Source organism: Dysgonomonas sp. (assembly GCF_035323175.1).
In the GTDB taxonomy this organism is placed as follows: Bacteria; Bacteroidota; Bacteroidia; order Bacteroidales; family Dysgonomonadaceae; genus Dysgonomonas.
Genome location: NZ_DAOKYH010000010.1, coordinates 57,124 through 70,663, shown reverse-complemented (window position 1 = coordinate 70,663; position 13,540 = coordinate 57,124). Strand labels below are relative to the sequence as shown.

Annotated in this window: 13 protein-coding genes; 6 read left to right on the top strand and 7 right to left on the bottom strand. The window is 38.2% G+C overall.

What is annotated here, in order from left to right; all coding sequences use genetic code 11:
- Nucleotides 1–5: 5 nt before the first annotated feature.
- The 5 genes from rpsJ to PKC55_RS12395 all read right to left on the bottom strand — a co-directional run bounded on the left by rpsJ (nt 6) and on the right by PKC55_RS12395 (nt 5,468).
- Entirely contained in the window at nt 6–311 is a 306-nt protein-coding gene (gene rpsJ, locus PKC55_RS12415; protein ID WP_006841785.1) for a 30S ribosomal protein S10, read from the bottom strand.
- A 91-nt stretch (nt 312–402) separates the two neighbouring features.
- Complete coding sequence (fusA, locus tag PKC55_RS12410; RefSeq protein ID WP_135105507.1) at nt 403–2,526, bottom strand: elongation factor G; 2,124 nt, start codon at nt 2,524–2,526, stop codon at nt 403–405.
- A 23-nt stretch (nt 2,527–2,549) separates the two neighbouring features.
- Nucleotides 2,550–3,026, bottom strand: coding sequence for a 30S ribosomal protein S7 (rpsG, locus tag PKC55_RS12405; protein WP_006841783.1), 477 nt, complete (start codon nt 3,024–3,026; stop codon nt 2,550–2,552).
- Between the two features lie 162 nt (nt 3,027–3,188).
- Nucleotides 3,189–3,602: a 30S ribosomal protein S12 gene (gene rpsL / locus PKC55_RS12400; protein ID WP_006841782.1), complete on the bottom strand. Its 414-nt coding sequence runs from the start codon at nt 3,600–3,602 to the stop codon at nt 3,189–3,191.
- A 267-nt stretch (nt 3,603–3,869) separates the two neighbouring features.
- On the bottom strand, nt 3,870–5,468 hold the full coding sequence (locus tag PKC55_RS12395; RefSeq protein ID WP_414647324.1) for an aromatic hydrocarbon degradation protein: 1,599 nt from the start codon (nt 5,466–5,468) through the stop codon (nt 3,870–3,872).
- Between the two features lie 265 nt (nt 5,469–5,733).
- Here PKC55_RS12395 and PKC55_RS12390 point away from each other — a divergent pair, with 265 nt between their 5' ends.
- Together PKC55_RS12390 and PKC55_RS12385 are read left to right on the top strand one after the other, a co-directional pair.
- A complete protein-coding gene (locus PKC55_RS12390; protein WP_291130785.1) occupies nt 5,734–6,237 on the top strand; it encodes a hypothetical protein in 504 nt (167 codons plus the stop codon).
- Between the two features lie 9 nt (nt 6,238–6,246).
- Nucleotides 6,247–7,716 (top strand): oligosaccharide flippase family protein, encoded by a 1,470-nt coding sequence (locus PKC55_RS12385; RefSeq protein WP_291130788.1) that lies wholly within the window; start codon nt 6,247–6,249, stop codon nt 7,714–7,716.
- Here the strand turns inward: PKC55_RS12385 and PKC55_RS12380 are convergent, their stop codons facing one another.
- Together PKC55_RS12380 and PKC55_RS12375 are read right to left on the bottom strand one after the other, a co-directional pair.
- A complete protein-coding gene (locus PKC55_RS12380) occupies nt 7,717–8,421 on the bottom strand; it encodes a hemerythrin domain-containing protein (protein ID WP_006841778.1) in 705 nt (234 codons plus the stop codon).
- 11 nt (nt 8,422–8,432) lie between these two features.
- Entirely contained in the window at nt 8,433–9,041 is a 609-nt protein-coding gene (locus PKC55_RS12375; RefSeq protein WP_283685425.1) for a response regulator transcription factor, read from the bottom strand.
- Nucleotides 9,042–9,204: 163 nt separating this feature from the next.
- On the opposite strand from PKC55_RS12375, the gene PKC55_RS12370 reads away from it, so the two are divergent.
- From PKC55_RS12370 to PKC55_RS12355, 4 genes are all read left to right on the top strand, one after another.
- Nucleotides 9,205–10,104 carry a DUF2156 domain-containing protein gene (locus tag PKC55_RS12370; protein ID WP_291130791.1) on the top strand — a complete coding sequence of 300 codons (900 nt, stop codon included), beginning with the start codon at nt 9,205–9,207 and terminating at the stop codon, nt 10,102–10,104.
- An 18-nt stretch (nt 10,105–10,122) separates the two neighbouring features.
- Complete coding sequence (locus tag PKC55_RS12365) at nt 10,123–10,998, top strand: GNAT family N-acetyltransferase (RefSeq protein ID WP_291130794.1); 876 nt, start codon at nt 10,123–10,125, stop codon at nt 10,996–10,998.
- Nucleotides 10,999–11,087: 89 nt separating this feature from the next.
- On the top strand, nt 11,088–11,873 hold the full coding sequence (gene cdaA, locus PKC55_RS12360; protein WP_006841774.1) for a diadenylate cyclase CdaA: 786 nt from the start codon (nt 11,088–11,090) through the stop codon (nt 11,871–11,873).
- A 21-nt stretch (nt 11,874–11,894) separates the two neighbouring features.
- Entirely contained in the window at nt 11,895–13,532 is a 1,638-nt protein-coding gene (locus tag PKC55_RS12355) for a glycoside hydrolase family 32 protein (protein ID WP_291130836.1), read from the top strand.
- Nucleotides 13,533–13,540: the final 8 nt, after the last annotated feature.

The window sequence follows — 13,540 nt, the reverse complement described above, 5'->3', positions numbered from 1 at the left end:
TTTCATCAAACTTTGATTTCTACTTCTACACCACTTGGCAATTCCAGCTTCATGAGTGCATCTACAGTTTTTGCTGTTGAGCTGTAGATATCGATCAATCTTTTATAAGAAGATAGTTCGAACTGCTCACGAGATTTCTTGTTTACGAAAGTTGAACGGTTTACAGTAAAAATACGTTTGTGAGTTGGTAACGGAATTGGACCGCTTACTACTGCACCAGTTGCTTTCACTGTTTTCACGATTTTCTCAGCAGACTTGTCTACCAATGTGTAATCGTACGATTTCAGTTTAATTCTAATTTTCTGACTCATCGTTTGTTTTTAGTTAATTATTAAAATAAATTCTATATAAAAATATTAAAGACTGCAATTAAGAGTCATTTACTAATTGCAGTCTCTTTTGTTATTTGATCAAATCAACGCGACCTTTAACCTCAGTTAATACCTGACGTGCGATAGATGGCGAAACTTCTTCATAATGAGAGAATGTCATTGCTGACGTTGCTCTACCCGAAGTGATTGTTCTCAAAGAAGTCACATATCCAAACATTTCTGCCAAAGGCACTTTAGCTTTCACGATACGTGCACCTGAACGACTAGACTCCATACCTTCTACCTGACCACGACGTTTGTTAAGGTCAGAAATCACATCACCCATGCTTTCTTCCGGAGTTACTACTTCCAGTTTCATGATAGGTTCTTGCAATGTAGGTCCGGCTTTCTCACATGCATTTCTGAAAGCAAGCTTAGCACAAAGTTCGAATGACAACTGGTCAGAGTCCACTGTATGGTAAGAACCATCAATAAGAACAACTTTTAGTTTATCTAGCGCATATCCTGCAAGGACACCATTTTTCATTGCAGCAGCAAATCCTTTCTGAACTGAAGGGATAAATTCCTTAGGAACGTTACCACCTTTCACCTCATCGATAAATTGAAGTTCTCCTTCAAATCCAGGATCTGTTGGACCAACTTTAACAATAATATCGGCAAACTTACCACGACCCCCGGTTTGTTTTTTGTAAACCTCACGAAGATCAACAGTTTGAGTAATTGCTTCTTTATATGATACTTGAGGACGACCTTGATTACATTCAACCTTAAACTCACGTTTCAGACGGTCGATGATAATTTCAAGGTGAAGCTCACCCATACCTTCGATAATAGTCTGACCTGAATCCTGATCGGTATGAACACGGAATGTTGGATCTTCTTCAGCAAGCTTACCTAATCCTGTAGCCAATTTATCCACATCTTTCTGTGTGATCGGCTCAACAGCGATACCAATAACCGGTTCTGGGAAGTCCATAGATTCAAGTACGATCGGATTGTTTTCGTCACATAGTGTATCACCTGTACGAATATCTTTAAATCCTACCCCTGCACCTATATCTCCACAACCAATTACGTCTTTCGGATTTTGCTTGTTAGAGTGCATCTGGAACAAACGTGAGATACGTTCTTTCTTTTCAGAGCGGCTGTTATAAACATACGATCCGGCTGCTAATTCTCCCGAGTAAACACGGAAGAAACACAAACGTCCTACGAATGGGTCTGTTGCGATTTTGAATGCCAAAGCAGCCATCGGCTCACTTGGGCTTGGGTGGCGAACGATAGTAGCACCTGTTCTTGGATCTGTTCCTTCGATAGCTACAGTATCTATTGGGCTAGGCAAGAATTTACATACAGCATCCAATAACGGTTGAACTCCTTTGTTCTTGAAAGAAGAACCACACAACATTGGATTGATCTGCATAGAAAGAGTACCGATGCGTAATGCTGCGATAATTTCTTCTTCTGTGATTGAAGACGGATCATCAAAGAATTTCTCCATCAACGTTTCATCACATTCTGCAGCTTTTTCAAGCATTTTTTCTCTCCACTCTTGAGCTTCAGCTAGATATTCGGAAGGAATTTCGTCCAACTCATAGTCTGCACCCATTGTTTCATCATGCCAGTACATCGCCTTCATTTTGATAAGGTCGATGATTCCTCTGAAGTGTTCTTCTGCTCCAATTGGAATCTGAACCGGACATGGGTTACCATTCAACATTTCTTTTATTTGGCGTACCACTTCAAAGAAATCTGCTCCCGAACGGTCCATTTTATTTACATAACACATACGAGGAACATCGTATTTGTCAGCCTGACGCCATACTGTTTCCGACTGAGGTTCAACACCACTTACTGCATCGTAAGCAGCAATTGCCCCATCAAGAATACGGAGTGAACGCTCTACCTCTACTGTAAAGTCAACGTGTCCGGGAGTATCGATCAAGTTGATCTTAAACATTTCATTGTCATACTTCCAGCTTGCTGTGGTAGCGGCAGATGTAATAGTAATACCCCTTTCTTGCTCTTGCTCCATCCAGTCCATAGTGGCAGCGCCATCATGTACCTCTCCAATCTTATGTGTAAGACCGGTATAGAACAGGATACGTTCAGAAGTAGTGGTTTTACCGGCATCGATGTGCGCCATGATGCCTATATTTCTTGTATTCTTTAAACTGTCATTAACCTTTGCCATTGTTTTTTAACTCTTCCTTTTTGTTAGAATCTGAAATGAGCGAATGCACGGTTAGCTTCAGCCATTCTATGCATATCTTCTTTTCTTTTGAATGCGCCTCCTTGATTGTTGTATGCATCTGAGATTTCTGCGCCTAATTTGTCTGCCATAGTCTTACCACCTCTCTTGCGAGCATAAAGGATAAGATTTTTCATACAGATAGATTCTTTGCGGTCTGGGCGAATTTCGGTAGGAACCTGAAATGTTGCACCACCTACACGGCGTGACTTCACTTCTACTTGAGGAGTTACATTATCTAGAGCTGCTTTCCATATCTCGAGAGCAGTTTTTTCATCGTTTGGTAATTTCTTCTTCACGATCTCCAATGCAGTATAGAAGATATCGAATGCAGTAGATTTTTTACCATCATACATTAAGTGGTTAACAAACTTTGTAACCTTTACATCACCGAAAACAGGATCCGGTAGGATCTGTCTTTTCTTTGGTTTTGCTTTTCTCATTTTTTTACTGAAAAATTTTGTTTTTGTTTTTGGTTGCCAATTTTAGATGCCTTCAAAAGTTCCGCCGAACTATTTACTCAACCTATATATAGCCTATCCAATAAACTTAAACCGTTTTAATACTTAATTAAAAATCTCGGTTAAAGGGATTGCCTCAGGTAATTATTTTTTCTTACCCTTAGCTGCAGCTGCCGCTGGTGCTCCCGGTTTAGGACGTTTTGCTCCGTATTTAGAGCGGCGTTGTGTACGACCATTTACTCCTGCAGTATCCAATGTTCCACGTACAATGTGGTAACGAACACCCGGAAGGTCTTTCACACGACCACCTCTAACAAGTACAATTGAGTGCTCCTGCAAATTGTGACCTTCTCCAGGTATATAAGCATTCACCTCTTTTGAATTTGTTAAACGCACACGTGCTACCTTACGCATCGCTGAGTTAGGTTTCTTAGGAGTTGTTGTATATACACGGATACAAACACCTCTACGTTGAGGACATGCATCCAATGCACGAGACTTACTCTTTTCAACCAAAACCGCCCGTCCTTTTCTTACTAATTGTTGAATTGTAGGCATGTTGTTTTAATCTTTAGAACTTTTTAAATTCAGTTTTTAATTATACATTTAATTAGCAAATAACACAAGAAACGAACACTATTCGAATGACAATCAACACATTGCCATCAGAACAAGCCCTTTTCATGCATTATTCGGGTTGCAAATGTAGACATAATCAGCTAATTACACAAATATTTGAAAAGAAAATTGAACAAAAAAAGCAAGATGGAACTTGAACATTCCATCTTGCCACTAAAATTCCGTAGTTTTTATAAAACGCTTCTGTTAGAATGAAAAGTCCACTCCCGCAGCAAATACCTTGTTGGTACGTGAGAATACGTCTTTCCCAGCAAGATAAGCCTGAGGGTTGGTATTCGGTATTGCAACATATTTTGGATTATCTTTTGTCCAGTCTGAATATGTTGTCCAGAAGTAACCTACATTTATAAGAACGTTTTTGGCAACATTTACAGCACCACCTAAACCTATAGAATATGAATTGATAGAGAAACTTAAATCTCTCTGATACTCATCTTTTACGCCATAGCGGGTGATTTGCCCTCCGGCACTTACCAAGAACATGTCGTCTATTTTATACTCGGCTCCAAATAAATATTCATTTGTACCTCCGTTTATATGCTTTTGTTTATCGTCTGCCATTTTAGCATCTGAGTCGAAAAAGTGGTGATAACCAACACTTGCCAATAGCTTCGGTGTAATCTGATAAGAAGCCCCTACTGTGAATAGAGCAGGAATATCGTGAGGAGTATTTACTCCATCTTTAAACAAGCCTGTATCATCAACTTTGGTTTTATTCTCTACGTTGAGAGCTGTACGAAACTCGTATTTCATACCGACATTCAGATTATTATAACTGAAATTGAATCCAAGAATAGGAGATATACCCCATCCGGATTGTGATGAATCAAGATTTTTGTCAGCTACAGCTTTTGCATTACTTTCATACGCCTGGCCTGCAACTACATATCCGGCCTGAACCTGCTGTATCTGCATTTGATTAAACTGCTCGGCATTGCCAATATTCAATCCTGCCCTTAGTTGGTCGGCCATCGCTTGTGACAGCTTTCCTGCAGTAATCAGTTGTCCCACAGTATATGCACCGGCTCCACTTTCGATAAAAGGATTCAGATTTGCAGCAGTTCCCTTCGCCAACGAAGCAGCGTCATTAAAAAAGGTCTGAGCAGACATCATGCCTCCTGTAGGATTTAACATGGGGTGTTGAGGGTTAAAAGATATATTCCTCAAATGTCCCTCGTACCTGTTATTTACTATATTAAGACGAAAACCGCCATATACCGAAAACATATTATTAATAGCATAACTTCCTCCGATCTGAGCACCATATATAAATGATGAACCACGCATATATGCATCTACCGAATAGTTATTTGTGGTAATTCCGCTCGCAGCAAGCAAACCGGGCAACATTGATATAGTTGATTCAAAAGAAGGCAACCCATCATTAAATGTAGCTTTACCGCCACCGCCTGTCACTGCAATATTTCCGGAAAGCACCCATTTACCTTTTTTGTATGCAGCCTGAATACTAGGAATGATCGGAGCTGAAGCTGTTCCCTTAAAACTTTTTGTAGCATCGCCACCAAACCCTGCAAATGGAGCAAAAGTGGAAGTTATCGTTCTTGTCTGAAAAGCACTCTGATTGGAAAAAGAAAAATGGAAACCATCGTTAAGTTTTACAAGCCCCGCAGGATTTGTATAAGCGGCGTCTATTTGCACAGATGCGTCACGAGCAACCATTCTGATAAAATGCGCACTCTGATTCGTATTGGTAAGAATACCTCCTGCAAAGACATGCGAGGTACTACACAGGGCTAAAACAGCAATAGCCAATGTCTTCTTCATATTCATTTGATATAATTAATTAAAATTGGGCACAAAGATATAAGGAATCTATTAGTTTCAAAAGAAACCATGTTAAAAATGAACATTATCTTATTGATTATCAAATACATGTTGTCTATGCAACTAATATTTAATATTCAGAAATCCGAACATTATTTAAGAACCACAATACAGTATCGATGCATTTTATCTTCGTTTGACATTGATATTTAGCGCAAAACAGTAAAAAAATAATAGATTTGCATAATCATTCATCAAAAGTAACATGAACAGATCCGCTCTCTTTCTTGCGCTAAACATAGGGTTAATTACTTGTTTTCTTTCATGCATTAGCGGCAATGCTGAAAAAAAACTTTTTTATGAAGGGGTACTTTTCGAATATCCACATAGCTGGACTGTAGAAACAAACGAATTACCCGGAGAATCATATTCCATAAAAGGAAAAGAAGGAAATAACATTATATTCATAACATTTACAGAAAAAAGTACAGACTTAAAGGAAGTAATAAAAACGCATCAAAGAAATGTAGACAGAACAAAGTTTGAATACTCAGCAGAGAAAATTATTCCATCCAAATTTGGCAAATATGATGCATTATCTTCTGAATTTACGATCGTTAGAGATTCTAAAAAATCTTATGGAAACACATTCGCTCTTAAAGCAGGAAATATGAGCTATCTAATCATAATACAAAGCGACACGGAAGATAGTCTGAACAAAAGCTTTGAGACAATTAAAAACAGCTTTGAAATAAAGACCAAACCTTAAAGTATAACATTGAGCAAGAAATCTTCATATCAACAGATAATAAAGTCTACCACCATTTTTGGCGGATCTCAGGCATTGATTATTCTCATTGGTATCATCCGAACCAAGATTATTGCCATATTGCTAGGACCCACGGGGATAGGTATTATCGGTATCTACCAGTCTATCATAGATATGATGCGATCAGGGTTAAGCCTCGGACTAGATACTGCGGGAGTAAAAGACATAGCCGAAACCGAAGCCCAAAAAGACCTGACAGCCCTCAATAGAGTAATATCACGCCTTAATATTTGGTTCAAATGGTCGGCAATCATAGGCTCTGTCATTTGCCTCATCTTATGCTATCCGATTAGTCTTTGGGCATTCGACAGCAACAAATATACTCTACCAATTGCTGGCTTGGCTATTTGCGTATTTCTTGCAATACTTACAACAGGCAAATCGACCATATTACAGGGGATGCGCAAAATTCCCGAGATGGCAAAATCCGCTGTATGGGGTAGCTTAATAGGCTTAATTATCACCATTCCTATATATTTTATCTTCGGGCTGGAAGGTATTATCCCTGCTTTTATCGTATCGGGAGGAATATCTTTTCTCTGTGTTGAATTTTATTACAAGAAACAAAGTATAGAGAAAGCTAACATCTCAAATAAAGAAGCTTTCCACGAAGGATTAAACTCTCTAAAACTTGGAATTTATATTGTATCGGCAGGACTTGTAAGTACTGTGAGTATGTTTCTCATCAGAGCATACATCACACGAACCGATGATATTGAAGCGGCCGGACTATTTCAATCGGCATGGACAATAACAAATGTATATCTTGCACTCATACTCAGATCAATGGGATCAGACTTTTATCCTCGTCTTTCGGCAATAGCGAGCGAAAAGGATAAAATGAAAGCACTCATAAATGAACAGAGCTATATCGTACTGATTATTGCCTCTCCTATTGTTATAGGCATGATGCTATTCTCCGACCTCGCTCTCTCAGTTCTCTATTCCGGAAAGTTTTCGGGGGCGAATACACTCTTATGCTGGCAAGTAGCAGGTTCATTTTTGAAAGTACTAAGTTGGCCGATAGCCTTTATTATGTTGGTAAAGAATAGAGGATTTGTGTTTTTTATATCTGAAGCCGCATATTATAGTATATATCTTCTCTCCGCCTATATACTCTACCCGCTGTATGGATTAGATACAACAGGAATCGCATATTTGGCTGCCTATATTGTGTATCTGCCTCTTGTATTCATTATCGGACGTAAGCTCTCAGATTTCAAATGGACTAATACAATCATTTCAATGATATTGATGAATCTAATGCTGATTTGCATTACATTTCTTATTGTGATGTATATACCGCAATACAAATATTTGGGAGGGATCACATTATGCGCCTCCATGCTGTATGCCTTCTTCAAATTGAAGAAAGTATTCAACTTAAAAGATTTGGGTAGTTGGTTTAAGAAAGAGTAATTACTTCTTTTTGCGCTCTTTCTCTATTTCTTTTACACGTGGAATAACCAGATTGTCTTCTATAAAGGTATGCGCTTCGAGCTCCTCTTCGGACATATACAATTCGGTAAGAACATTTACCATCAGCATCTGATCTGTCGTGCCCGGAACGTACTTTAACAATATCTGTTTCAGGTCATTTATTTTTCCCTCAATATCATTATGCCGTTCTTCAAATATATTGATAGAGTATTGTTTATTGGCATCTTTATCAATCAAAGAGTAGACATAAGGAAAAACAACATCATCCTCATACCTCATATGCTCCAATACTTCTTTGGTATAATTGTCGAAGAAATCAAGAACAACGGTTTGTAATGCTTTGTCTGTTTCGGGGAAAACCAATTCAAGCTTACGGCGAATATTCGGAAGCCTTCTTTCCAGAAAGTAACTGTGTGAATTTTTAAGGTATCTAAGAAACGGAGCAAGAGGCAATTTACTGAACACCTCTTGTATATTGGTTATACATTTATTTGATTGATAGTTTGCAAGGAATAGGAAACAATCTGTATCAAAATCATTTTCTTTACAAACAGCCTCAACACTTTTTTCGCCGAACCCAAGCGAAATATTTAACCGATTGAGCAATAATAATAAGTGGTAGTCGGCATCTATAAGCTCCGACATTTTCATTTTCTTATTAAATATGATTGTTACATTCTGCATTGTGTACAAGTTTATTCGTCTTGATATTTTATTTCCGAAATATCCACTAATTTATTAATTATTGCATATATAGTCAATCCAGAAATACTATGAACTTTCAATTTGCGTGTAATATTTCTGCGGTGCGTAATAGCCGTATGAATAGAGATGCTATGATGATCGGCTATTTCTTTATTACTCATGCCCTTTACAACACTTATCAAAATTTCTTTCTCTCTATCACTCAACTCCTCGGTGTCTGACTGTCCTCCCGTTTCCTTCTCAAGACATTTAAGTAAAGTTTCTTCAATTTTCGATTCCGAATCATTTATACGTATAACGGCGTCATAGGAACGATAAAACTGCTCATCAATAAGATTATAAACCAAAGCTATTATTGCTGTATGTTTATCCAAATTGAGCTGCTGCCGGATATCATGCCTTGATGTATGCCCCAGCAACATGGGGTTGATAAGAACAGCATCCGGTTTGAGTATATTTATCTGATAATTTATATCTTCCATTTCTCTCAATTCTACAACTTTACCGACGCTATTTAGCTGAGATAAAACATAAACCAGACCTTTACGAATAATATATGAAGTTTCGGCTACAGCCAGCACTTTCTTCGTTTTAGACATCTTTCGATAGTTTTCTTATATAGAATGATTCTTTATAAGTCACAAATTTCGTGATATTTTATTTTATAAACAAATGTTATATAATATAAATAATCCGGACTTGTGTTTCTAAACAATATTTATAGTAGTTTTGTTTATAGGATTTTTAATACGTTCCTAATTTATGATCAACTTTAAGCAGATTACATTTTCTGATAAAAAAGTAATAGATGCCGCTTTTGCAGGAAACGAATACCGTGCCTGCGACTTTTGTTTTACAAACCTTTACGCATGGAATGCAAAATTCAAAACGGTGTACGCAATAGAACACCGTACAATATTTCTTCGGTTCCAGGATTCCGACGGACAGACATACTATATGATGCCCATCGGAAAAATGCCACTTATAGATGCATTCAAATTAATAGAAGAAGATGCGAGAGTAAACAAAATACCATTCCAGATGAAAGGCATCTCGTCTGAAATGTGGGAAAAAATACGCAACGAAATTCCGGGAGAGTTCAGATACCTGCCCGATCGCAACAATGATGAGTATATCTATTTGTCTGAGAAGTTAATTAACCTTCCGGGCAAAAAGCTACAAAGCAAGCGCAATCACATTAACCGATTTAAGGCAGACAACCCCGACTGGGAATATTTTCCTCTAACCTCAAAAAAAGAGCTGGAAGAGTGTGCATATATGCTCGACGAATGGGAAGAAGTGAACACCTCAAAAGCGGATTTCTCTCAACGATACGATTATATCGCAACCAAAATTATGCTCGAAAACTTCGAATATCTGCAACTTCGTGGAGGTGCGATCCGTGTTAATGGAAAGATTGTGGCATTCACAATAGGAGAGCAACTTACGGCTGATACTTTCGTTGTGCATGTAGAAAAAGCCTTCAGTGGAGTAAACGGCGCATATACAATTATCAACCAACAGTTTATAGAGCACGAAGCATCTGAATACAAATATATCAACAGAGAGGAAGACATGGGTATAGCAAATCTTCGTAAAGCAAAAATGTCATATTACCCTGATATATTATTAGAAGAAGGAATTCTTATTCCATTTGTGTAACATTATATTATCGTTCTCATGATACAATTCGCCAATGAGCAAACAGCAGAATTAGTACGTAGTATGTGGAAAATATGCTTCGAGGATACGGACGAGTTTCTCGATATCCTTTTCACATACAAATACAAGCATGAGAATACACTGATATATTTTGAAGAAGGAGAAGCGGTTGCAAGCCTTCAAATGTTGCCGTATACAATAAACTTCTACCGGCAGGAAATCCCTTTTGCATACATGGCAGGACTATGCACATTGCCCGAACACAGAAAAAAAGGCTACATGGCACAGCTGCTTCATGAAGCGCATAGGATACTTGCCGAAAGAAATATCCCTCTTGCAATACTGATTCCTGCAGAAGAATGGCTGTATGACTTTTATAAGAAATACGAATATGAACAAGTATTTGATAAGGGAGAAGATATTATTCCTATCAAAGAAATACTAGATACATATTCCGACAATATCGATATGGCTTATCAAACGTTCGATCAATTATTCAGATTCAGAGACTTTTGTGTGCAAAAAAACAGAAATGACTTTGAAGCTATAGCCAAGGAGTACAAACTGGACGGATACCCCGAAAAAAGGGATCTACCGGGCATGGCACGTGTGATAGACGCATGGACTCTTTTAGACCTATATGCAAAAGACAATCTATCTAAGAAATTCAGAATAAAAGTAACGGATTGTTCGCAGGAAGATACTCCTCAAATATATTCAATAGACTGTGGAAATGTAGAGTTGATATTAGAATCGGAAGACTCTTTTGTTATAGAAACAGACGTACGATTGCTGTGCAGGCTCTTGTTTGGCTACAAGGTTCATGAGCTTGACGAAAAACAGCAACGATTCTTTGAAGACCATCAACCTGTTATGAATCTGATGTTGGAATAAAAGATTTTTTAAGAAGACTGATGTCTTTTCTGAATTATCTATCGAAGAAATAACTTATCTTTGAATTTTAGTAATATAGTATCGCATATATGCTCGAAAACTTTGGAATAAAAGATATAATTGATATACTATTGGTAGCTACAGTAATGTACCAATTATATAGGATTGTCTCCAAATCGGGCACAGGAGCCATATTCAATGGTGTATTGGCTTTTATGATCTTATGGATACTTGTATCTAAAGTTCTGGAAATGCGCCTTATGGGTGCTATCCTCGACAAATTTGTCGATATTGGACTCATCGTACTCATCATTATCTTCCAAGATGAAATCCGACGTTTTTTGATGACGCTCGGCTCCAATCGCACTTTCCGTTTCTTTGCACGGTTCTTCAGTTCAAAAGAACGTGGAGGCCTCTCTGAGCCTGTTATTACCTCTCTGGTTTTAGCATGTATGAATATGGCCAAAACATATACAGGGGCACTTATTGTTATCGAACAAGAGATTAAATTAGGACAATATGAAGAAACAGGCGAAGTCTTAGATGCCGAGATCAGTACCCGTCTGATAGAAAATATATTCTTTAAAAACACGCCTTTACACGACGGAGCTTTAATTATATCAGGAAACAAAATTAAAGCAGCCGGATGTATCCTTCCTATTTCGCAGAATCAAGAGATACCCAAATCTCTCGGATTAAGACACCGGGCAGCCCTCGGCATATCCCAAGAAACGGACGCCAAAGCGATTGTAATATCAGAAGAAAGGGGTAAAATATCCTTTGTAAGCGAAGGGAAAATACAAACGAATATATCACCCGAAAGGCTGCAAGAACTTCTCACTGAAACTATTTTGGTAAAAAAGAAGAAAACATAAACGATCGGATATACCATGAAAATGCCCATTAAAAATTTATTATTCCTACATGTTTCACTTCTATTTTGTTTTTCTTTATCTGCCGGAAATATTCCGATAAAGATAACGAAGCAATACTTGAACCTGCCTGTTTCGCAGAAAGCAGAAAGAAAAAGGATGAGTTTTGGTGTAGACGGAAAAGAGGACAGATCATTTGTAATACGCCTATCTGCCAATCCCGATTACTGGGTATTTTGCGATATGACAGACTATAAGGGCAAGACTATAAACATCAGCTATGAAGGTGATCCATCAGGATTAAGCAAAATCTATCAGGATGACAGAATAGAAGGGCATGAAAACCTATATAAAGAAAAAAACCGTCCGCAATTTCACTTCACTACTCAACGAGGATGGATAAACGATCCCAATGGATTGATATACTACGATGGTGAATACCATCTTTTCTATCAACATAATCCTTACGAACGTGAATGGGAAAACATGCACTGGGGACATGCCGTAAGCAAAGACCTGATACATTGGCAACAATTGCCCGAAGCGCTGTATCCCGATCATTTGGGCACAATGTTCTCCGGTTCAACAATCATTGATTATGATAATACAGCGGGATATAACAAGAAAGACAATCCTGCGATGATAGCCTTTTATACAGCAGATAGCTCTGAAAAGCAAGTACAATGCATGGCTTACAGTCTCGACAAAGGGCGTACATGGACAAAGTATGACAAAAACCCGCTTATAGACTCAAAAGACAAATGGAATAGCAAAGATACACGTGACCCGAAAGTTTTTTGGTATGCTCCGTCAAAACATTGGGTAATGGTACTGAATGAAAGAGACGGGCACTCAATATACACGTCTAAAAATCTGAAAGATTGGAATTATGAGAGCCACGTTACAGGATTTTGGGAATGCCCAGAACTATTTGAGCTACCGATAGACGGGAACAAAAACAATACCAAATGGGTGATGTATGGAGCTTCGGGAACATATATGCTAGGCTCTTTTGACGGAAAGAGATTCACTCCTGAGGCTGGCAAATATTATTATACTTCGGGATCAATTTATGCTGCACAAACATTTACAAACATCCCCGACAGTGATGGCAGACGCATACAAATAGGATGGGGACGCATAAATCAACCCGATATGCCATTCAATGGAATGATGCTACTCCCTACCGAGCTAACTCTAAAAACCACGAAAGACGGCGTAAGGTTGATAAACAATCCGATAAAAGAGACAGAACAATTATTTACCCCTATTCAAAAATGGAGTAACCTGAAATCGGATGATACCAACAACAAAATGAAAGAGTTCTACAACTCAGATTGCCTACGCATCAAAACAACAATTAAGCTGTCACACGCCGCAGATGCAGGGCTCAACCTGTTTGGTCAACGGCTGATAAATTATGATATGAATGGGAACATGCTGAACGGAATGTTCTATTCGCCACAAGACATGACGAGCATGGAACTTTCAGCTGATATTTATATCGATCGCACATCTGTAGAAGTATTTATCGACGGAGGAATATTCTCATATTCGATGGAACGCAAACCCGATAGCAATAATACAGAAGGGTTCCACTTCTGGGGAAACAATATCGAGGTCAAAAATCTGGAGGTATATTCAGCAAAATCGATTTGGTAAAATCCGGC

Excerpts from the sequence above, each read along its gene's own strand:
- PKC55_RS12355 (WP_291130836.1), top strand. The coding sequence starts at position 11,895 with ATGCCCATTAAAAATTTATTATTCCTACATGTTTCACTTCTATTTTGT.
- PKC55_RS12365 (WP_291130794.1), top strand. The coding sequence starts at position 10,123 with ATGATACAATTCGCCAATGAGCAAACAGCAGAATTAGTACGTAGTATG.
- PKC55_RS12370 (WP_291130791.1), top strand. The coding sequence starts at position 9,205 with ATGATCAACTTTAAGCAGATTACATTTTCTGATAAAAAAGTAATAGAT.
- PKC55_RS12380 (WP_006841778.1), bottom strand. The coding sequence starts at position 8,421 with ATGCAGAATGTAACAATCATATTTAATAAGAAAATGAAAATGTCGGAG.
- rpsJ (WP_006841785.1), bottom strand. The coding sequence starts at position 311 with ATGAGTCAGAAAATTAGAATTAAACTGAAATCGTACGATTACACATTG.
- rpsG (WP_006841783.1), bottom strand. The coding sequence starts at position 3,026 with ATGAGAAAAGCAAAACCAAAGAAAAGACAGATCCTACCGGATCCTGTT.
- rpsL (WP_006841782.1), bottom strand. The coding sequence starts at position 3,602 with ATGCCTACAATTCAACAATTAGTAAGAAAAGGACGGGCGGTTTTGGTT.
- cdaA (WP_006841774.1), top strand. The coding sequence starts at position 11,088 with ATGCTCGAAAACTTTGGAATAAAAGATATAATTGATATACTATTGGTA.
- fusA (WP_135105507.1), bottom strand. The coding sequence starts at position 2,526 with ATGGCAAAGGTTAATGACAGTTTAAAGAATACAAGAAATATAGGCATC.
- PKC55_RS12375 (WP_283685425.1), bottom strand. The coding sequence starts at position 9,041 with ATGTCTAAAACGAAGAAAGTGCTGGCTGTAGCCGAAACTTCATATATT.
- PKC55_RS12390 (WP_291130785.1), top strand. The coding sequence starts at position 5,734 with ATGAACAGATCCGCTCTCTTTCTTGCGCTAAACATAGGGTTAATTACT.
- PKC55_RS12395 (WP_414647324.1), bottom strand. The coding sequence starts at position 5,468 with ATGAAGAAGACATTGGCTATTGCTGTTTTAGCCCTGTGTAGTACCTCG.